The 18,582-nt window shown below is 45.6% G+C and carries 16 protein-coding genes and 1 pseudogene; 6 read left to right on the top strand and 11 right to left on the bottom strand.

Annotated features, from left to right (window positions below):
- Positions 1 to 5 precede the first annotated feature (5 nt).
- The 5 genes and pseudogenes from AC2IBB_RS14305 to AC2IBB_RS14285 all read right to left on the bottom strand — a co-directional run bounded on the left by AC2IBB_RS14305 (position 6) and on the right by AC2IBB_RS14285 (position 6,212).
- Positions 6 to 856 (bottom strand): annotated as a pseudogene (locus AC2IBB_RS14305) (DUF4372 domain-containing protein).
- 73 nt (positions 857 to 929) lie between these two features.
- On the bottom strand, positions 930 to 2,093 hold the full coding sequence (locus AC2IBB_RS14300; protein ID WP_486333510.1) for a DegT/DnrJ/EryC1/StrS family aminotransferase: 1,164 nt from the start codon (positions 2,091 to 2,093) through the stop codon (positions 930 to 932).
- Positions 2,094 to 2,102: 9 nt separating this feature from the next.
- On the bottom strand, positions 2,103 to 3,227 hold the full coding sequence (locus tag AC2IBB_RS14295; protein ID WP_486333509.1) for a glycosyltransferase: 1,125 nt from the start codon (positions 3,225 to 3,227) through the stop codon (positions 2,103 to 2,105).
- A gap of 164 nt (positions 3,228 to 3,391) precedes the next feature.
- Positions 3,392 to 5,131 (bottom strand): SLC13 family permease, encoded by a 1,740-nt coding sequence (locus AC2IBB_RS14290; RefSeq protein WP_486333508.1) that lies wholly within the window; start codon positions 5,129 to 5,131, stop codon positions 3,392 to 3,394.
- A gap of 346 nt (positions 5,132 to 5,477) precedes the next feature.
- Positions 5,478 to 6,212 carry a PEP-CTERM sorting domain-containing protein gene (locus AC2IBB_RS14285; RefSeq protein ID WP_486333507.1) on the bottom strand — a complete coding sequence of 245 codons (735 nt, stop codon included), beginning with the start codon at positions 6,210 to 6,212 and terminating at the stop codon, positions 5,478 to 5,480.
- 239 nt (positions 6,213 to 6,451) lie between these two features.
- On the opposite strand from AC2IBB_RS14285, the gene xrtA reads away from it, so the two are divergent.
- From xrtA to AC2IBB_RS14255, 6 genes are all read left to right on the top strand, one after another.
- On the top strand, positions 6,452 to 7,984 hold the full coding sequence (gene xrtA, locus AC2IBB_RS14280) for an exosortase A (RefSeq protein ID WP_486333506.1): 1,533 nt from the start codon (positions 6,452 to 6,454) through the stop codon (positions 7,982 to 7,984).
- Between the two features lie 270 nt (positions 7,985 to 8,254).
- Complete coding sequence (locus AC2IBB_RS14275) at positions 8,255 to 9,076, top strand: polysaccharide deacetylase family protein (protein ID WP_486333505.1); 822 nt, start codon at positions 8,255 to 8,257, stop codon at positions 9,074 to 9,076.
- A gap of 4 nt (positions 9,077 to 9,080) precedes the next feature.
- On the top strand, positions 9,081 to 10,205 hold the full coding sequence (locus AC2IBB_RS14270) for a glycosyltransferase (protein ID WP_486333504.1): 1,125 nt from the start codon (positions 9,081 to 9,083) through the stop codon (positions 10,203 to 10,205).
- Entirely contained in the window at positions 10,206 to 10,826 is a 621-nt protein-coding gene (gene cysC / locus AC2IBB_RS14265) for an adenylyl-sulfate kinase (RefSeq protein WP_486333503.1), read from the top strand.
- On the top strand, positions 10,823 to 11,965 hold the full coding sequence (locus AC2IBB_RS14260; protein WP_486333502.1) for a glycosyltransferase family 4 protein: 1,143 nt from the start codon (positions 10,823 to 10,825) through the stop codon (positions 11,963 to 11,965). The genes cysC and AC2IBB_RS14260 overlap by 4 nt, the downstream gene beginning before the upstream one ends.
- Before the next feature lie 44 nt (positions 11,966 to 12,009).
- Complete coding sequence (locus AC2IBB_RS14255; RefSeq protein WP_486333501.1) at positions 12,010 to 12,879, top strand: polysaccharide pyruvyl transferase family protein; 870 nt, start codon at positions 12,010 to 12,012, stop codon at positions 12,877 to 12,879.
- A gap of 29 nt (positions 12,880 to 12,908) precedes the next feature.
- Here the strand turns inward: AC2IBB_RS14255 and AC2IBB_RS14250 are convergent, their stop codons facing one another.
- The 6 genes from AC2IBB_RS14250 to AC2IBB_RS14225 form a co-directional block, all read right to left on the bottom strand.
- Positions 12,909 to 13,886 (bottom strand): glycosyltransferase, encoded by a 978-nt coding sequence (locus AC2IBB_RS14250; RefSeq protein ID WP_486333500.1) that lies wholly within the window; start codon positions 13,884 to 13,886, stop codon positions 12,909 to 12,911.
- Positions 13,887 to 13,925: 39 nt separating this feature from the next.
- The gene (locus AC2IBB_RS14245) at positions 13,926 to 14,834 is read right to left on the bottom strand and encodes a glycosyltransferase family 2 protein (protein ID WP_486333499.1); all 909 of its coding nucleotides are present in this window, start codon (positions 14,832 to 14,834) and stop codon (positions 13,926 to 13,928) included.
- A gap of 14 nt (positions 14,835 to 14,848) precedes the next feature.
- Positions 14,849 to 15,763: a hypothetical protein gene (locus AC2IBB_RS14240; protein WP_486333498.1), complete on the bottom strand. Its 915-nt coding sequence runs from the start codon at positions 15,761 to 15,763 to the stop codon at positions 14,849 to 14,851.
- Positions 15,764 to 15,891: 128 nt separating this feature from the next.
- The gene (locus AC2IBB_RS14235) at positions 15,892 to 16,875 is read right to left on the bottom strand and encodes a glycosyltransferase (protein WP_486333497.1); all 984 of its coding nucleotides are present in this window, start codon (positions 16,873 to 16,875) and stop codon (positions 15,892 to 15,894) included.
- Positions 16,860 to 17,726 carry a sulfotransferase family protein gene (locus tag AC2IBB_RS14230; RefSeq protein WP_486333496.1) on the bottom strand — a complete coding sequence of 289 codons (867 nt, stop codon included), beginning with the start codon at positions 17,724 to 17,726 and terminating at the stop codon, positions 16,860 to 16,862. Before AC2IBB_RS14230 ends, AC2IBB_RS14235 begins: the two co-directional genes overlap by 16 nt.
- A gap of 1 nt (position 17,727) precedes the next feature.
- A complete protein-coding gene (locus AC2IBB_RS14225) occupies positions 17,728 to 18,582 on the bottom strand; it encodes a sulfotransferase family protein (protein WP_486333495.1) in 855 nt (284 codons plus the stop codon).

Here is an 18,582-nt window from a genome sequence, read left to right as displayed (position 1 = left end):
GACAGTCATGAGACCAGCCTCGTTTGAGGCTGGTCTTTTTGATTAAGCCGTGGACCAGGATTAAAAATCGCTACCAGCGCCTTTCTTTCAAACAAATTTAGCTGCAGTACCCTCAGCATTCGCTGCACTGACCACCCCTCCCTTGCGCTATAGCGTGCAATAGCGACCAACAGATAAACGCCAAATCTGCGTCAGAACGGCGTTCTTTGAAGTCCCAACAAAGGCTTTGAGGTTGAGATTTTGTTTTATTACCCTAAAGAACAGTTCTTGTTTCCAGTGATCCTTATAAACGGCCGCAATGGTTGTGGCTGACTAGGAGAAGTTATTGATCAAAAACTGATAGTGTCGGTTCGCATCAGCATCCCGATAACCAACTCGATAGACTCGCTTGACCGCGTGAGCGCCCATGGAAAGAGTTTAAGTGAAAGATCCATCGCGCTGGCATCCAGAGAATACAAGGGATTCTTGAAGCGAAATTTGTGTTTTCCTGGCTGAGATCTACAACGGAAAAGAGCTTGCAGAACAAGGCTTCATAGAGTTTGGCAGGTTGCTTTTCATTCAGTCTGGCCAGCGTGGTTCGGGCAATGGGCTTTACGCCAAGGTGATAGAGTTTATGTCGCTGGGCTTCAAGGTTTGACTGAATATCCCGCAGGCTCTGGCGTCCAGACAACTGCGACATGGCCATACCAATAAACTGAGCCCAGCAACTGGCGGATCGCAAATTTTGACCCACATGATGCTGTTTGGCCAACCCCTCAAATTCATGTCTGGAAAGCGGTGTTATGATGTGACAAAGCCTGAACCCCTTGTTGTTTAATAGTTTCTTCGCAGACCCATTGCAACAACAGAGACTCAGGCCTCCTTATCCCAAACTGTGGAACAGTAGTGGCCTATGCGCCCCTTTTACTTTCAAATGATGGGAACCAGATTTAGCCGCCTGACTCCGCCACCATTTTAACTATAGCAACAACGTCGGCAACCTCATCATCCGTTATCCCCTCATGACAAGGCAATGTTATTAGCCGACCCGCAAAATCCCTAGCAACGGGAAAATCTTCATCATTATTTTTAACTCGCGCCTTAACCCCATCAATTTTATTCAGAGGCAGTCGATAAAATGCATTGGCGCCATATTTACGCCTATTCAGTTCTATCTCCAAATGATCACGAGCCGCTTGAGATGGAGCCAAAATAGGAAACCTCAGCAGCCCATTCCGCACTAAACCATCATCACCGCTCACCAGCAATTTCCAACCAACTCCCTCAAGCTCAGCCAGTTTTTCACTGTACACCATCGCTTTATCTGCGCGTAACGCATAGAAATGCTTGACTCCAACTGACACCAGCTGATCAAGCCCCTCCCTCACCTCAATAACCTGAAGAGGATGATATTGAGTTGCGCCAATGTTCAGAAATGGCAATCGCTCAAGCAAGCCGTAGGGATAACGCGCAATCAAAGTATTTACGATAAGCGCCTTTAACCGCCACAGCCAATCGACAACTAAGTGCGAGCACTGCAGATTTTCCGTCACGCTTGAGACGCATTCTGTATATTTTGACTTAAATAACAGCGCCCCCCCTCCCATCAGATTGACTGGCTTTCCTCTACCATAACTTAAAACAGCAAAGTCCGCGTACGCCCCCTCAACCGAAGTGGGCAGCGGCGCCTGAGCCGAGTCTTCAATTAAGAATACGCCTTCGGCGTCAGCAATCTCCCTCAGCCTGGGCAAACGTTCGTACAGGCCAAGAAAGTTAACCGCGACAATGGCGACTGTATTAGACGTTATGGCCGCCTGTAGCAGCTCAAGGTCCAGAAAAAAAGAATTCGCCTCCAGGTCAACCAGCACAGGAGATGCCCCCTGAGCGATTAGCGCCGCCACTAAATCGGGACATGCATAGGCAGGTATAATAACTTCTGGGACGCCATCTACTGACGCAGCCTTATCCTTCATCGCCGCAGCAACAGCCAGTGACAAAGCCGCAGTTCCACTATTTGTATAGATGTACTGATAATTCACCTTCCATGGAATATCTATCGGCGCATCTTGAGACTGATAAACTTTTCCACCAACAGGCCTGATTTTAGCTAACACGTCTGAGCCCTACCTCTTGGATGGTGTCCACACCGTCATTCTTGTCCCCTGAAAAAAATCAATGGTAGCCTTGGCGATAGCCAAGTTTACCTGAACAAAAAAGTAAGGGATTTTCACGTAAATTTTCTCACGCAAGCCTGGCTTAAAGTGACCAACTAAAACCAGCAAATAGAACGCTATCTGCCCTAGCAATATCAAAGAGTAAACTCCTCCCTGATAATTCAATAGCAGACTAAAAACCAGTAGCGCCCCCAAAAACCAAGGCACCGCCCAACGCATCACTTTATGACTCAATACCTGCACCGCAAACCAACCAAATTGCACGGGGCTCAATACCTGAGGATGGCGCGACAATGCAGTTATTCCCCTGATGATGGTCCGAACTTTGCGTTGATACTCTTTCTGCGGATCAGCAACATCCTTATAAAACCCAAGCACATCAGGAGCAGTCACTGCAACCAAGTCTTTTTTTGCGCAGTTAAGCGCAGTATTAAAGTCACTGGGAGAGTATATATCCCATTCCTCGCATACCTTTTTTCGCGCAGCGAAGAACGAACCGCTAAGCCCCACCAGTCCAAAGCGCTCAGACTCCAAACGGCGCAGCCACATTTCGTACTTAACGTAGGCGCCCTCTCCCGCAACCTGATCATCATTGGTCATAAACCTGTCTTCACTGGATACAGCCCCAACCCGCTCATCAGCAAAGTAGCTTTCCAACTTCTTAATCGCATCCGCTGGAATCTTGGTCGCCACATCCGAGAAGACAAGTATTTCTCCAGCAGCAATATTAATCGCCTGCAACTGTGCGTATTCCTTACCTTTACGCTCTTCTGCTCGAGCCAACCTGACACCTTTATCAGCATACTCTCTGACAATATCGTCGGTTTCATCTGTTGAGCAATCTGACGCGACAATAATCTCCATATCCGGATAGTCTAACTCCAGGCTGTTTTCTATCTTCTCCCGGATACGCTCCCTCTCATTATGGGCGGTTATGATCAGAGAAACCTTTCTTATGGCTACTCCCTCCGCCCTGACCATTCTTCTCTTTGGCAGCAACCTCAAGATAAAAGGATATAAAAAGTAGCTGTACACTGCGCCAAATAACGCCACCCAGAATAGTATCTTGAGCATGGATCACCTATTAAAATTTAAGCAGAATTTCTTCTCTGTCTCAGCCCACACACATTAACGACGCGTTATAAGCTTCATAACATATCGTCAACATAATATTTGGCGCGGGATACTAGCATACCGCCAACTGTTAAGTTGGGAGATTTTAGCTGCGGATTCAACCATTAAAAAGGGAAAAACAATGGAGTAAGCAAAACCACCAAGACGCCATACACCAACGCCAGGGGAGCCCCAGCCCTGATGTAATCCAGAAAACGGTAATTGCCAGCGGAATACACCATCAAGTTTGTTTGGTAGCCATACGGTGAGAGAAAACTCGCACTCGCCGCATAGGCCACCACCATGAAAAATGGCTTGGGATCAACATTCATACTTTCCGCTGCCGCCAATGCAATTGGAAAGGCTAAGGCTGCTGCGGCATTATTGGTAATCAGCTCAGTTAACAGCCAAGTCACCAAGTATATTCCTGCAAGGGCCCCCCAAGGGCCTAACCCGCCAAAAACAGACATAATTCCTGTGGCCACGACTGAAGCCAGCCCGCTTTGCGACATTGCCTGAGCAATACCAAGTGCAGCGCCGATTATCAATATGAGCTCTATAGGCAGTTTCCTGAAAAGCTCGTTCAAGCTAATAAAGCGCATAAGTATATAGAAGAGGAGCAAAAACAGTGCGCCATCAAAAAGGGAATACACCCCCATCGCACTCCCCAAGAGCATCCCCAGAAAACCGACAACGATAAGGGCGCTATTTAAACCGGAGAATTTCTGATTAGTCCGAAGCCCCCTGACTACCAATAAATTTGAAGCCAAGTTCGGCATGTTCATAAAGTCATCACCAACAGCCAATACCAAAGCGTCTCCAGGATATATCCGAATCTGCCCCAACCCTCCTTTCAAGCGTTCATCGCCACGTCGAATTGCGACAACGCCCGCATCAAACATCGCCCGGAAGTTTACTTCCTTAAGCGTCTTCCCTTTTAGCTGCGATGACTGGGTGACCACCACTTCAACCAAATTCCGCTCTAAAAGATCCTGCTTATCATCGAAGGGCTCCAATCCGGGAAAGTGACTTAATAACTGAACTTGCGAAATGTCTCCCGCAAAAATAAGAACATCGTTCGGCTCAATCAATTCAGAAGGCGTTACCGGGGTAATCAAGTGCCCACGTCGAATAATTTCAACCAGGAACAACTGCTCCAGATTTCTGAATCCATTCTCAGACACTGTCTTACCGATAAGTGGCGACTGCGGTAAAACTGTATACTCAAGGAAATATTCTGATTGCAATGAAGCCTTCGCTTTGCCATTTTTGGGCAGAGAGCGGACACTCAAGTACATAATGCACACGCAACCACAGACAAATACCGGCGCCCCTACCCAAATAAAATCAAGTAATGCCAAAGGAGGATAGCCGGCTTCACGAACAAACCCATCAACAATCAAGTTAGTGGAAGTGCCCACAAGAGTTAGAACGCCACCAAGAATCGAAGCGTACGATAAAGGGATCAGCAAACGTGAAGGAGAAATAAAGTTGTTATTCTTCAATGGAGCAATAAGGGAGCTAACAACCGCTGTATTATTTGCAAAACTACTTACAATTCCTGCAACTCCGATTGTTTTCAACAGACTGCTTCGCTCGGTTTCCCCAACTATCCAGCCCGCCACCTTTGGCAACAGCAGCGTTTTTTCCAGCGCAACAGAGCATAAAAGCAATAGAACCAAAGAAGCCAGCGATGTGTTGGTAAAGTTCGCCAACATTTTCTCGCGGTCCACCAACCCTACGGTATACAGGACAACCAGAGCAAAAATGAACACCATCGCAGGGCGCAGAGATGTAGCAGCCAGCGCTACAAGGATAGATAAAACCACCAGCGCGGATAGCCAAAGATCCAATTCGCCGAACACACCATCTCCTATTTAAGAAAAGCCACCAAGTAGCACATTCCACCACACCTTCCAGGCGCCTGCAATTATCCGCTGTCGCTTAATGTCAGAGCCTAGTTTTCGAGAGGAAGGTAAAGACAATAGACGCCTGTGACACAACTTTTAAGAAGCGCCTTTCCGACCAAAGGCGGCACGAACAACACTCAGTACAGCAACTCAATGAGACAGGTCACTTAAGAGTTCAGCTAATTAGCGACAACAGAAAATTTGGAGACAAAGCTCATACAGAACAAAGATGCCAGACAAACAAAAAGGGCGTAAAGAAAACTTTACACCCCTTTTGTCACAGCCTTCAAGCTAGTTTGAATTAGGCTTTCTTACGACGAGAAAGACCCAATCCAACTAAGCCCAAGCCCAACATTGCCAGAGTGCCTGGCTCAGGAACGTTGTAACCGCCCTCAATAACGTCGTTAGCGCAAGTCATAGTCCAACGCAGACCCAAAGCAGTGGATTTGCTCAGGTCTGTGATGCCCAAGTCAGCCAGAGTGATAGTGAAGGATAAAACACCCAGGTTGCCGATAGTGTTGCTAGCGCCGCTCAGGTCTGCACTGGAGGTTTCACCTGCAACCAGGTTGGCCGCGCCAGTGTTAACGTCAACTTCCTGATTTACACGGACAGAACCAGGACCAGAAAGAACTAACTGAGATGCATAGTCCACTTCTGACAGGCTGTACAGGTCGCCAGTTGCAGAGTCCAGTGCATATTCCCAATGCTCGCCATTGCTTACATCGTCAGTACCGTAGCGGTTTGCCGCAGTACCGTTAGGATTCCAACCGTTAGTGCTGATGAACAGGTCGCCAAACTTGTGGCCTAAGCTGTCAGCGCCTTCAAAGAAGTTGGTGTATACATTTACATACAAATTGTCAGAGTCGTAGGAAACTTCCATACGATCTACTTGATAAATCTTGGCATTGCCAAATACGTCGCCATTGTATGAAAGACCAGCGCCATTATAACCGTCGTTGATAGTCGCAGCATTTGCAGAAGCCGCAGCAACACCGATAGCCAGCGCCGCCAAAGTTGACTTAGTGAAAGAACTCATAACCGATTCCTTTTTTCTTTTGAAAGAAAGTGATGATAAACCCGCGAAATAAATAGCACATCACATGCCATAAATTAATATTTCTTTTATATCAATAAGATATACAAACACGCAGAGAAGAAAAAGGCATGACACTGTAAAAAAAGCTGACGAAAAAGTTATAAGGAGACAAAACCAGTTGATCTCCGTTTTTGTTCTTCTTTATAGTGCGCAATCACTGAATTTTAGTTGTGCGAGCAATGCAGTCAGAGATAAAAAAGTTTAACCTAATCACAATTTCCCTGGTGCTTTTAGCTATATCTCTTGGATATTGGCAAGACTGGCTGTCGTTATTTCAGCTTTGGAATGACTCTTACGACTACACCCATGGGTTTCTAGTCTTTTTTGTTACCATTTGGCTCCTGCATTCAAAGCGGAAAGAAATTTTTGAACTCCAGCCTGACAGATGGTGGCTGTTTCTCCCTGCGCTAGCTATAACAGCCGTTGCCCACTTATTGGCTAAAGCCGCCGACGTCAGAACTGTAGCGACACTGAGCATCCCTTGTTTTTTAATATTCAGCGGTCTATTCCTGTATGGCCGTCAATTTTTCATCAAAGTCGTCCCCACATTGGCCCTACTCTACTTCGCCCTGCCAGTTTGGGATGACCTTGCTCCATTGCTGCAGCGGATTACCGTTGTGACCAATCAACTTCTTCTGGGTATATTCGATATCCCAGCAGTGATTAGGGATCTGTACATTACTATTCCTCAAGGCACATTTTTTGTAGCCGGAGGGTGTAGTGGCTCTCGCTACCTCTTGGTGGCCATGTTCATCGCCAATGTTTACGGAATTCTGTATTTACAAGACATAAAAAGAAGCCTGACGCTTTTCGTCACCAGTATATTTCTATCAATGTTGGCGAACTGGATCCGGGTTTTTGGCATCATTTACGCTGGGTACCAGACCGACATGAAAAGCTCTCTGGTTAATGATCACGAAGTGTATGGATGGATCATTTTCGCGTTGGTATGCTTGCTGCCTCTCTTTTTATCCGCCCATTTCATTGAAAGAAGCGGGGCGAAAACAAGCTCCAAAGCAGAAAAGGCCCCATCGGAAAGCGACACTCTCAATCTTCAAGCAGCGTCAAGCGGAAGCGCCAGTTTAGTTGGGGTTACCTTAGTTATACTGCTCATTTCCCCTGCATGGCTCCTGGCTCTTTCCTTAGCAACACAAAATGAGCCTTCTGATACTGCCATTTTTCAAAACTTACCTGCCGGAAACCAAGCCTGGAAAGGCCCCTTGATTAAGGACACTGACTGGAGGCCAGAATTCCACAACACGGACATGAACGCAAATGGCGTATACATTAACGACCAGGGCGAGAACCTCCAGCTAAGCGTAAACTGGTACTTCGAGCAGCATCAAGGCAAAGAGCTGATATACTTTAATAACCGGCTTTTTGATGAGAAACAGTGGAGCACGATTAGCTCCTCTTCAGTCACTCTGCCCTTAGCCCATCAAGAACAAAAAATAGCTCAAACACTATTGAAGAGAAAAAACGTCGAAAGCTATGTACTCATATGGCACTGGTACCAAGTGGGTGACCTAATTGCAGAAAGTAATATCAAAGCAAAAATACTGGGGGCTTTTTCCAAACTGGCTGGTGACGAATCAGGCGGACTTATCGCTATTGCCAAGTACTGCAATTCAGAAGAAGAGTGTAGAGAAGGCAATGATAGTATGAAGTCGCTATCACAGTATTCCGCCAAACACTTTGCCAACAAAGGTTAGGCCCGATCCTTAAGCCCCGTGCGTAATGCCAAGTGACCACATAGGGCTTGCCACATATTAGGCGTGTGAATGTTTATTAAGAGCTATATTCGGCAGGTGCTTCAGAGCCTGCGCTGCATCAGCTTCCTATTGAGAAGTAAGAAACCTAGTCAACCAACCCTATACATTCTAACCTATCACCGCACTCTGCCCTTAGAAGACACTAGGAGAAACTATGAGCAACCTGGGATGATGATAGCGCCAGAATCGGTAGCTCAACATGTGGAGTGGATGAAGAAGCTTGGCGCAATTCCCATATCATTGGACAAGTGGTCAAAACAAAAAGACTTTCTTTCTCCAAACCTCTATTTTGCCGTTACCTTTGATGACGGCTGGAGAGACAATGCGGAGTTCACTACCCCCATTCTCGCCAGAGAGAAAATTTCCAGCACTATATTTCTTGTTGCGGACTACATAAATCAAGACACCTTATTCTGGCCGGAAAAGCTAATATATCTCCTGAAACGGACTTTTAAAGAAGCACCCAATGCATTCAGTGAAGTGCAATTTCAATGGCTAAGGGACTTAGGCGCCACTCTCAATTGGAGAACGATGCCTGATATCGAGCAGTTAGATCCCGTCATTAACCTCTGTAAAACCTTAGAGGACAGGGCTCTATATGAGCTCATAGACCTGACGGCCATGAAAACATTCAATGAGAGAGCCGATGTACCATTCGGTAAAAACCTACTGGATCAAAAGGATATTGAAGCACTATTGAGTTCAGGCTGGGTTGATTTTGGTTCCCACACCTGTCGGCATTTAAGGCTAAACAAAATAGACAATGATGATGAATTGCACTATGAAATCGCCACATCAAAAGACAAAATTGCTCAGGCGACAGGGCGCTCACCAGAGTTCTTTTGCTACCCAAATGGAAACACCTCTGAAAAAGGTACGCAAATTGTAGCCAATCATTACAGTGCAGCGTGCACAACCATTCAGGGAGCAAACACCCCTGTAACCCCATTAATGCAGTTGAAGCGCCACAATCTTCACGATGGAAACTCCTCAACAAGAATAGACTTCTTCGCGACATTAAGTAATGGATAATCGAATGAGACGCCCGCGCCCACACCTCACACATATCGCATCAGGGGATGTATGGGCTGGCGCAGAGAAGCAACTCTATGAGCTATGCAAAGCATTGCGCGCCACGAACAGCTTGGATATTTCGTCAGTTCTGTTTAACGAAGGAGTACTCGCAGATAAACTTCGTGAACTTCAAATTGAAGTAACCATAGCCAATGAAGCAAACCTGTCCCCTATCGCAATGATAAGCAAAATTCGTAGCCACTTCGTAAATCACAACAGCAAGATTCTGCACACGCATGGCTTCAAAGAAAACATATTGGGGGCTCTTGCGAGCATACAATCACCCATCGCCAGCATAGTCCGCACTATCCACGGTGGCGTCGAGTCGAACATTTCATGGAAAAAACCGCACAAAAAGTTGGTACATCTTGCAGATCTGCTATTAACAAAGCATAAAATTGATCGAATTGTGGCCGTTTCTGGCCCCCTCTACCAGACTCTCAATGATATATATCCCAAAAAAGTAGTTAAAATATACAACTTCATCGATAGCAGCGAGCTGGAAGCGCTCTCAATGAGCAAACCTTCAGCTGACATTTTCACCATTGGCATCGTGGGCCGCCTAGCCTCCGTCAAGCGAGTGGATTTGTTTGTTGAGACTATCAAACTGCTACAGAAAAGAGGCCGGCGCAATATAAAAGCCAAAGTAATCGGCGATGGTCCTCTACGAAGCGCTATTGAGAAACTTGTTCACCAAAAAGGCTTAAGCCAGCTCGTTGAACTCACTGGCTTTGTTGACCCCTCAGCTCCGGAAATTGCAAAGTTGGACTTACTTCTGATGACCTCAGATCACGAAGGTTTGCCCATGACGCTACTTGAAGCGCTTGCGCTGCAAGTCCCTGTGGTTGCTCACAATGTTGGAGGTATTCCCGAAGCACTTAATTATGGGGTCGCCGGCCTATTGGTTAACGAGCATACCGCAGCCGGTTACGCCTCAGCAGTTGAGCAACTGCTTGAAAACCCAGATCAAAGGGAGCAAATCCGAGTAAATGGGCTGAGCTACCTGAGAAGCCACTTTGATTCGACCAGTAAATCACAGGAATACCTCTCCCTCTACTTTCCATTATTAGAATCAGGAACCAATTAGATGACACAAGAGAATATCGTCTGGCATGATTTCAAGCTGAAAAAGCAAGAAAGGGCGGAGATAAAGAACCAGCAGCCTTGTCTTGTCTGGTTTACTGGGCTGAGCGGTTCAGGAAAATCTACTGTATCCAATGCATTAGACATGGCGTTACACAAACGCGGTTATCATACCTATGTATTGGATGGGGACAATGTGCGTCACGGCTTGAACAAGGATCTAACCTTCTCTGATAGAGACCGCATAGAAAATATTCGTCGAGTGGGAGAGGCCAGTAAGCTACTGGTTGATGCAGGGCTGATAGTAATGACAGCGTTTATCTCCCCCTTTCGCGACGACAGAAAAATGGTCCGTTCTCTCTATGAGCCCGGAGAATTTATTGAAGTATTTGTAAACACGCCAATAGAAGTATGTGAGCAGCGCGACCCTAAAGGCCTCTACCAAAAGGCTAGACAAGGCGCCATCAAAAACTTCACCGGGATTGATTCTCCCTACGAGCCACCGGAAAGCCCTGATCTAATGATTGATACAAGCAAAGAAACTACTGACGAATCAGTGGCGAGCATTATCGCTTTTCTAGAGGCAAGGAGTATTATTACCCCATCAGTCGATAGCAATAAATGAATAGAATTCTAATTTTATATCACTGTGAAGCCAATACTGGTTATGCGATAGGCTCCTTAGAGAAGGTGTTCTGGAGCATGGCGTTGCGAATTGCCGGCTCCGTGAACAATATCCATCTGTGCTATCCAAGCTATAAAAACGGATACCCAGACTATACCCCAGAAGGGTATGACAATTTTGTAGAATTTTCCGACAGAGAAAGCGCTCCCGATAAAATAGACTCATTTGTGTCATACCTAAAAGAGAATGCGATAAACATTATTTTTGGCTTCGACCAACCAGTTACACTCCCTTACTACAAAGCAGCTCGATTAGCTGGCGTTAGCAGCTTTATAGCTTATTGGGGGGCCCCTATGAGTAGTGTCAACAGGGGGCTCAAGCTACTACTGAAAAAGCTTGACGTCATGCGCCACAGGTACGGCCCTGACTTATATATTTTCGAGTCCGAGGCTATGCGCCAATCAGCTTATTTAGGCAGAGGCATACCTAAAGATAAGACAGCGCTATGTCACTTGGGAGTAGATACAGGAAAGTATCATCCCGATGAGAAAGATAGATATTACGCTCACGACCTTTTTAGCATCCCTAGAGAAAAAAAACTTCTTTTCTATTCTGGCCACTTTGAGGAAAGGAAAGGCGTACGGGTCATAGCCGAAGCCGCCAACATTGTCTGTACTTCTCGGGACGACATAGCCTTTATCTTATTTGGAAACAAAAATGATGAGGCCCTTCCATACAAAGCCTTACTCAACCAAAAGGCGTCAGAACAAGTCATTTTTGGCGGTTATCGCAATGATCTACATAAAATACATCGCAGCTGCATAGCTGGTATTATCGCTTCTACCGGTTGGGACTCATTCACCATGTCATCAATTGAGATGCAAGCTTCTGGACTTCCTCTTCTGGTTTCTAACTTACAGGGTCTGAGGGAAACAATTATAGATGGCAAAACCGGCCATCTGTTTACGCCAGGTTCAGCCATAGAGCTTGCTGAGCACATTCACAGGCTATGCAGTCAGAACACAAATATCAAAGAAATCAGCCAAAACGCAGTGTCACGAGTGCAGCATCAGTTCTCTACCAAGATTCAAATTCAAAACTTAACAAGCTTGACTGAAAAGCTAGTTGGCGGCAAATAACCTACATTTGCCCCAATAGCTCTTCTAATACCTGGAAATGCAACATGTCAAATAGCCTTTACCTCAAGACTATCGAAGGACTGAACAGCGTAAAACGAGTCGCTAATAAGAAGTACAGCTCAGTGTTAGGCTCGATTAAAGGGAACAAAATCACTGCATATTGGTGGAACCGAGAGACCAATTTCGGGGACCTTATTACCCCTGAACTACTAAAATTTTATGGATTTACGCCTGTTCACGCCTCGGCTTCAAGTTGTGAAGTCCTATCTACAGGCAGCATCCTGCAATTCTCCTCCATTGAGTATAAAGGGCATATTCTGGGATCAGGCCTGATTAAAGACTTGGAATTCCCCATGCCAAATGCGAACGTGCTTGCAGTCAGAGGGAGCCTTACTAGAGAGAGAATAAAGGCCCCAAGCAAAGTAACACTTGGAGATCCTGGGTTATTAGCGCCAAAGCTTTTACAGGGTAAGCGAGCCCATAAGAAGTATGTATTGGGAGTAATTCCACACTATGTAGATGCTTCCGACAGCCGTATAGCTCAGCTAACCAGTCGTTACCCCTCTGAAATAAAGCTAATCAGCGTCAAAAGAAGGCCGGCAGAGGTCTTCAAGGATATAGATGAGTGTGAATATATTTTGTCTTCATCTCTACACGGAATAATATCCGCAGACGCATTTGGAATACCCAATATCTGGATGTCGTTATCAGATAAGGTTGTTGGCGGCGGGTTTAAGTTCAGGGACTACGGAACCGCAATTGATGCAGAGCCACAGCCCTATCAACTGACCGGAAGTGAATCTTTAGACGACCTACTCAAAATCGCGAGAGCGCCCACAGACAAAGTAAAAGAGGCCCAAATCCGGCTGGATGAAGTATTTCGATCCTTAAAAAGTCAAAAGACCAATCCCTAGCCTTTAAGGAGTAGGCGCAGGACATCCTATCAGGACTTTGGCAATAACAGTAAATAGTTAATCAACGCCTTTATGTTTGAGGGCTTAAAACTAAAGGCTTCTTTATAGCAACGACTAGCCTCGGTGTATAAGCAATTATTTTTTAGCCCCCAGCCTAAACGCTCCAGCCTGTCTGAAATGGCCACTTTAATCTGCCGTATTTGAACATCACTAAAGTGTTCAATACTCAGACAAGCCTTCAGTACTTTAATGTCCGATTCTGCACAATCTTGATGATTTTCAGTTAAGTTGTTGTCGCCCCGCCCTGCGCTAATCAGTGGCTCATCAATATAAACCGCGTTAGCAATAATAGATAAACGAAGAAAAAAGTGAAAATCCTCCGATATATCAAACTCCGTGGGCCACCCTTGGACTTTACCAAAAAGCTCCCTTCTCATTACCAGCGTACAAGGGGACATAAAATAACCCGCAAGCAACAACCCAAACACTTCTTTTTGAGAAAGGTAATATGACTTTGAAGATAAACTTTCAATCGGCGCTTGAGTATAGCGATATATATTATTGAAGAAATACGAGTTGGTCTGCTCCAATTTGGCGCTAGGATCATCAATATTGAATCTTGAAAAGTCGCTGAAAACAAAACCCACATCGGGCTTCTTTTTCAGCACTTCTAGTGACTTACTTAGCTTTCCCTGCTCAAATATGTCATCAGAGTCCAGATAGGCGATGAATTTTCCTGAACTATTGATAGTCCCTTCATTCCTTGCACTGGACACCCCTCCATTTTCCTTTCTTATAAGCTTAATTCTCCCCTCGTAACGCTTCAGCGCCTCATCCAGCTGGTCTTGGGAGCCATCGTCCACCACCACCACTTCAACGCCTTCCACAGCACTTTGTGAAAGCACACTATCAATCGCTCTACCAACAACGTGGGCGCGATTATACACCGGGATAACAACTGAGACGCTTACATCATCGCGAGCCGGTTCCAACACTTTTGCCGCCATTATTCAATATTAGTTAAGGTGAATCTAAATATAAGGGACTTACCGAAACTTGGAGGTCGCCCTGGCTATACAGTACATAAAAGTCAAAAGTATATGGTAGCAACGTCCTTCAAGCCCGCCCACTGCATTCGCCTTATAATAGGACATAAAAACAACAAGGGATGCCGTTATAGCTACAAACATTAACGCCACCCCCCACTTTAGCAGAGCAATTGACAAGATAGACAAAACAACAAGCACTGCTATAGCAATCGAGAATATAGCCACTTTAGACTTCAAAAGCGCGGGCAAACTTTGAACATCGCCCTTACCATGCCACTGCTCTCGCCGAAAGAAAGAGCCTATATTCTGAGGGTACCCCAAATGGATAGCGCATAGTTCAGGAACATACCTAATCCTCGCGCTACAGAAGTCCCGCGCCCTCAAGCAAAAATCATAATCCTCGCCAGTGCGCAACTCACGACTAAACCCGCCCACTTGATCAAATAGACGGCGTGACACCAGCATATTACCGGTTCCCACGTAGTTACACTGTCCACCCTTCTTATTCAATAGAGGCTGAAACCAGTATTTATGAAGTCTATTCTCAGGATCGGATACTTGAAGAGAGCCGCCAACAATCAAGTTTTGCGTAGCAATCTCGTCTTTAAGCCTTTGAAATGCGAGACGCCACTCCGGCGTTAAAAGGACATCTGCGTCATTGAATAGTAAAATGTCTCCAGAAGCCGCCTGCGCGCCAATGTTTCTCAGCTCACCAATAAGAACGCCTGGAACCACCAGCACTTGGCAGCCCAGGCTTTTTACAATTTGAGGGGTCCTGTCGGTAGAACCATTATCAACGACAATAACTTCATGAGGGATATCTTGAAGAGACATCTTGATAGAGTTCAGAGTCTCTTCAATTACCGACTCCTCATTGAAAGCCGGAATAATTATACTTAGGTTCACATTGCCCTGACTAATTATTGAATAGTTGCTTCTACTCTGCTGGGAGGCGACTTATAGAGTGCAGATGGATTTCCCTTTTCCCCTATATATAGGTTGCCACTTGCATCTCTATCTTGCGGCCTAAGCTCCGCTGGATCCAATGAGCTTTTCATTACAATGTTATCAATGTAAAGAGACTGCGTCTTTGGCGCTTTGCCATTCCAGTATGTAAAGAAATATAAAGAGTCGGCCCAATCATCAGTACTCGTTAAAGTCTGAACATCCTTACCGTCCCACACCAGCTTGTTATCGATCCATAACTTAAAGTACGACAGACCGCCTTCACTTACTGGAACAGAGTCAAACCTTAAACTAATTTCAACCTTGAACCACTTATTGCGGGGCAACAGCTCATTCTTCTCCTCTTTTGTACCAATATACTTCCAGCCTCGGCCTGCAGCACCTTCCTTGATGAACCTGTATACTGAGCCGTTAAATGAAGGGTCATCCATTATTTGAAAGTCATTAAAGCCACCAACGCCATTGCCGGTTTCTGAAGCTCGAGTGCGAACTCGTAAAAACTTCAGCGCCCCATTTCCAGCTGCATAAAACTTGAAGTCATCAGGGACATACATGTGAAAAGAGGCCCAAAAGATATCACCCTTGTACAGGTTCTTGCGGAAATTCATAGCTCCGCCCCATACCCCCCAACCTGTTTCACCTTCCTTGATCGTCATCATCACATGCTGAGGATCAGCCCCTTCCACCAATGGCCTAGGAAAGGCTGTCGAGAAGGTTGTACGTCCCGCAACTCCGTCAAAGGTATCAACAGTTTCAGCTTTGGCTCCTATCGCTCCGCTGTCGAAGGTAACCTCTCTCGAAAAGTCTTCTGAGAATGCGTTTAGACTAAGCGTCAACGCGCAAACGGCTGTTAAAAATCTGATTTTCATATTTGCCCCCCAACAATAAATTCATAAGCAGTATACTTTCATTCCATTCCGGATTCGGTTACAGAAGAGCCGCTTTCTTTTACGGTACGTATTTTTATCGACTTGGTCACAAGAGTACTTCCAGGGCTTTAACAAAATCTTTCCAGGACAGTGAGTTGAACCTCCCTCTCCACGCGTTCGTTATCTCCGAGGCTATAAGCGTAATTATAGCCCCTTTCCGCCAATTCCGCCCTCTTCTTCCCATCCTTCCACAGAGCGTCAATGGCGCGCCGCATTTCAATCCGATCTTCTGGAGAGACAACCATGGCAAGAGAGTCATCCAGGATACCTACCGTCGAGGTTCCCCGGGTGATGATCACAGGCTTTCTAAATAGCATAGCCTCCAAGCACACACTGATACCCGCTGGTTGAATGACGTCTTTTATAATAGGAATGACTACCATTTTGCAATTGGCCAAATAGTCATACCATTCTTTCCTAGGCAAAAAAGCATTTATCCAATTGACATTCTCGGGAAGATTATCCTTGTCAATGCGCGCATTATGCTTTGCTATACTTTGCTCCGGCAACAATATGGTTAGAGGATAACCAGAATCACGCACTGCCTCACACAAAGTATCAAAGTCTCTTTGTGAGGCGCCGCAAGATAATATGTAGTCACCCTCATTAATTACAAAATCGTCACATATCCCATAGTTATTCGCATTAAAGGGCACATAAGTAATCTTGCTTTCAGAGATCCGATAGTACTTGAGGTATCCAGACGTTTCTTTATGCACGCAAATAATTAAGCTGGCGGCCTTTAGTAAAAAGGACTTTAGTAATATCTTGACATTATCCTTTTGATTTTTAGGCCGACTAAGCACAACATCGAAATAGACTACCTTGACTCTTCCCAGCGTTAATAGCTTGACCAGAAAAAAGATACAAAGCATTCTCAGATTCGGCGTCCAAGCAAGTATTACATCATTAACATAAGCCCTGCGAATGAAGCCAAATAACTCCCCAATTACCTCAAGGCCACTACTAACAAAAGGCGAAAAGGTTACCTCTACGCCTTCAACCTTTGACTTCAGCTTGTTTACTGAGAGAATCTTCAACGGCCTAGCCATTGACCCTCCTCTCGCAAGTACTCTTTCCTGGCAGACTTAAAAAACTCAATTTCACCCACTAACATCTCTTCTAATATTTCACCTACCGCTTTTGGCATACCGATACTCTCTCTATCCTCATTTGAGCGTTTAAGTAGAGTTTCGGGAACAAAGTCTTGGGAAATCCCAAGCAAACGACATACGTGCTTATAAAATGCCTCTGGAGCGGCTTTTAGGTCCTCATAGAACAAAAGGTTGAAACAATCAGGAAAGCGCTCTTTCCAGCGAGGTATAATTTTCGAGTACTCAGACCGCAATTGGACGGTATTAGAACCGATTCTTGCTCTCAGGCCATCGAGCTCTTCATGAGTAATATCCTCTCCAGTCCAACGATAGTTCATCTTCACCCCGGACCATGCGCGCTCAACAGGATCTCTGATAATCAAAATAATCTTGCAATGGTCTGAAACTGTCTGCTTCACCAAATCAACGCCTTTATCGTCCAGCGTAGAATACGCCGGCGTCAGCTCTCCCCTCACTTTTCCGCCAATATGAGGGAAAAGACTGCGATACCAGGATGCTGATTTCGCGCCGAAGTTATAGCGCAGCAACCACTTCAGCGTTTCCATGTCAGGACGCTGCTTAAAAAAGCGCATTCGCTCCATTGGCGTTCCCCAAGGATATCCCTCCTTACCTGCAAGAAGAGCATTGGGTTGCGCAAAGTTGAAATAATGCAGCTCTTTTATCACTGGCAGCCAAACCTCTGGGTGCTGCGCCAACTGATCATAAAGCCAAGTAGTACCGGCTTTTTGAGCTCCAATGCATATGAAATCCGGTCCAGAGAGGGAAGCGGACTGATTTGAGTTAATCATCCTATAAGTTCCACACACTAAAATCTTTGCCAGTGAGACGGCGAAGCTCCGCTACTTTTTCCTGAAAAACTGGGGTCAACATCTCATAGACCCCATCAATTTCGTTTTGAGTAAGCTTCTCACTACTTTGGGTCTCAGCTAATTTAACACCCATACGCCTTACGCTTTTTGGCACTAATGCCGACACGCCCCCCCACACTTTCGAGTGGCGAAATTTATTCAACAATCCTAACCCCCGCACCTTTCTATAGGTCTTCGGGGCCTTGTTGGAATCAACCTGATCCATCAGATCACAATTGGCGTCCAGCCCTAACCAGGCGAAAACTTCACCCATCACTTTATTCTGATCAGACACTAAGTCTTCAAAGGTAAGTATATAAATACTGCCCTCACCAAACAGGTCGTAGTATGGCTTGAGTTGATACGCATAATCAGAGTAGGCAATATAGGCGGGATCCTTCTGAATCGCTTTTTCTATACTGCGAGATTCACCATGCATATATAAATCTCGAACATTGTGGTAATAGTGGCTTATAACCCTGGCGATAGGCTGTCGCATTACATACAAGATTCGCGCTTCAGGATTATAAGCATGCATTTTCTCTGGTACGCCGGCATATGTAGGCAGTTTTGTATAATGAGTACTGGACTCTCCTACATATCTTTTATTTCCTCCCGGCGACAGTAAGTCCAGATACTCTTGTTCTGCACGCCCCTCCCACAACTCCGGCACAAAGTAACCTGGCTCCTTTTCCTCCGTCATGTGTATATCCGGATGTTTCGCCAGGCAATCATGTAACGTAGTGGAGCCAGATTTCATCGCCCCGATGACAAACAAGTTTGCTTTCACGCCCAT

It is taken from the genome of Hahella sp. NS-SX17 (assembly GCF_057367735.1).
This window is presented reverse-complemented; position numbering and strand designations above follow the sequence as displayed.

What these genes read in the sequence shown, in the direction of transcription:
- AC2IBB_RS14230 (WP_486333496.1), bottom strand. Translation starts at nt 17,726, where the DNA reads ATGATTAACTCAAATCAGTCCGCTTCCCTCTCTGGACCGGATTTCATA.
- AC2IBB_RS14260 (WP_486333502.1), top strand. Translation starts at nt 10,823, where the DNA reads ATGAATAGAATTCTAATTTTATATCACTGTGAAGCCAATACTGGTTAT.
- AC2IBB_RS14250 (WP_486333500.1), bottom strand. Translation starts at nt 13,886, where the DNA reads ATGGCGGCAAAAGTGTTGGAACCGGCTCGCGATGATGTAAGCGTCTCA.
- AC2IBB_RS14255 (WP_486333501.1), top strand. Translation starts at nt 12,010, where the DNA reads ATGTCAAATAGCCTTTACCTCAAGACTATCGAAGGACTGAACAGCGTA.
- AC2IBB_RS14285 (WP_486333507.1), bottom strand. Translation starts at nt 6,212, where the DNA reads ATGAGTTCTTTCACTAAGTCAACTTTGGCGGCGCTGGCTATCGGTGTT.
- AC2IBB_RS14235 (WP_486333497.1), bottom strand. Translation starts at nt 16,875, where the DNA reads ATGGCTAGGCCGTTGAAGATTCTCTCAGTAAACAAGCTGAAGTCAAAG.
- AC2IBB_RS14270 (WP_486333504.1), top strand. Translation starts at nt 9,081, where the DNA reads ATGAGACGCCCGCGCCCACACCTCACACATATCGCATCAGGGGATGTA.
- xrtA (WP_486333506.1), top strand. Translation starts at nt 6,452, where the DNA reads ATGCAGTCAGAGATAAAAAAGTTTAACCTAATCACAATTTCCCTGGTG.
- AC2IBB_RS14295 (WP_486333509.1), bottom strand. Translation starts at nt 3,227, where the DNA reads ATGCTCAAGATACTATTCTGGGTGGCGTTATTTGGCGCAGTGTACAGC.
- cysC (WP_486333503.1), top strand. Translation starts at nt 10,206, where the DNA reads ATGACACAAGAGAATATCGTCTGGCATGATTTCAAGCTGAAAAAGCAA.
- AC2IBB_RS14275 (WP_486333505.1), top strand. Translation starts at nt 8,255, where the DNA reads ATGAAGAAGCTTGGCGCAATTCCCATATCATTGGACAAGTGGTCAAAA.
- AC2IBB_RS14225 (WP_486333495.1), bottom strand. Translation starts at nt 18,582, where the DNA reads ATGGGCGTGAAAGCAAACTTGTTTGTCATCGGGGCGATGAAATCTGGC.
- AC2IBB_RS14240 (WP_486333498.1), bottom strand. Translation starts at nt 15,763, where the DNA reads ATGAAAATCAGATTTTTAACAGCCGTTTGCGCGTTGACGCTTAGTCTA.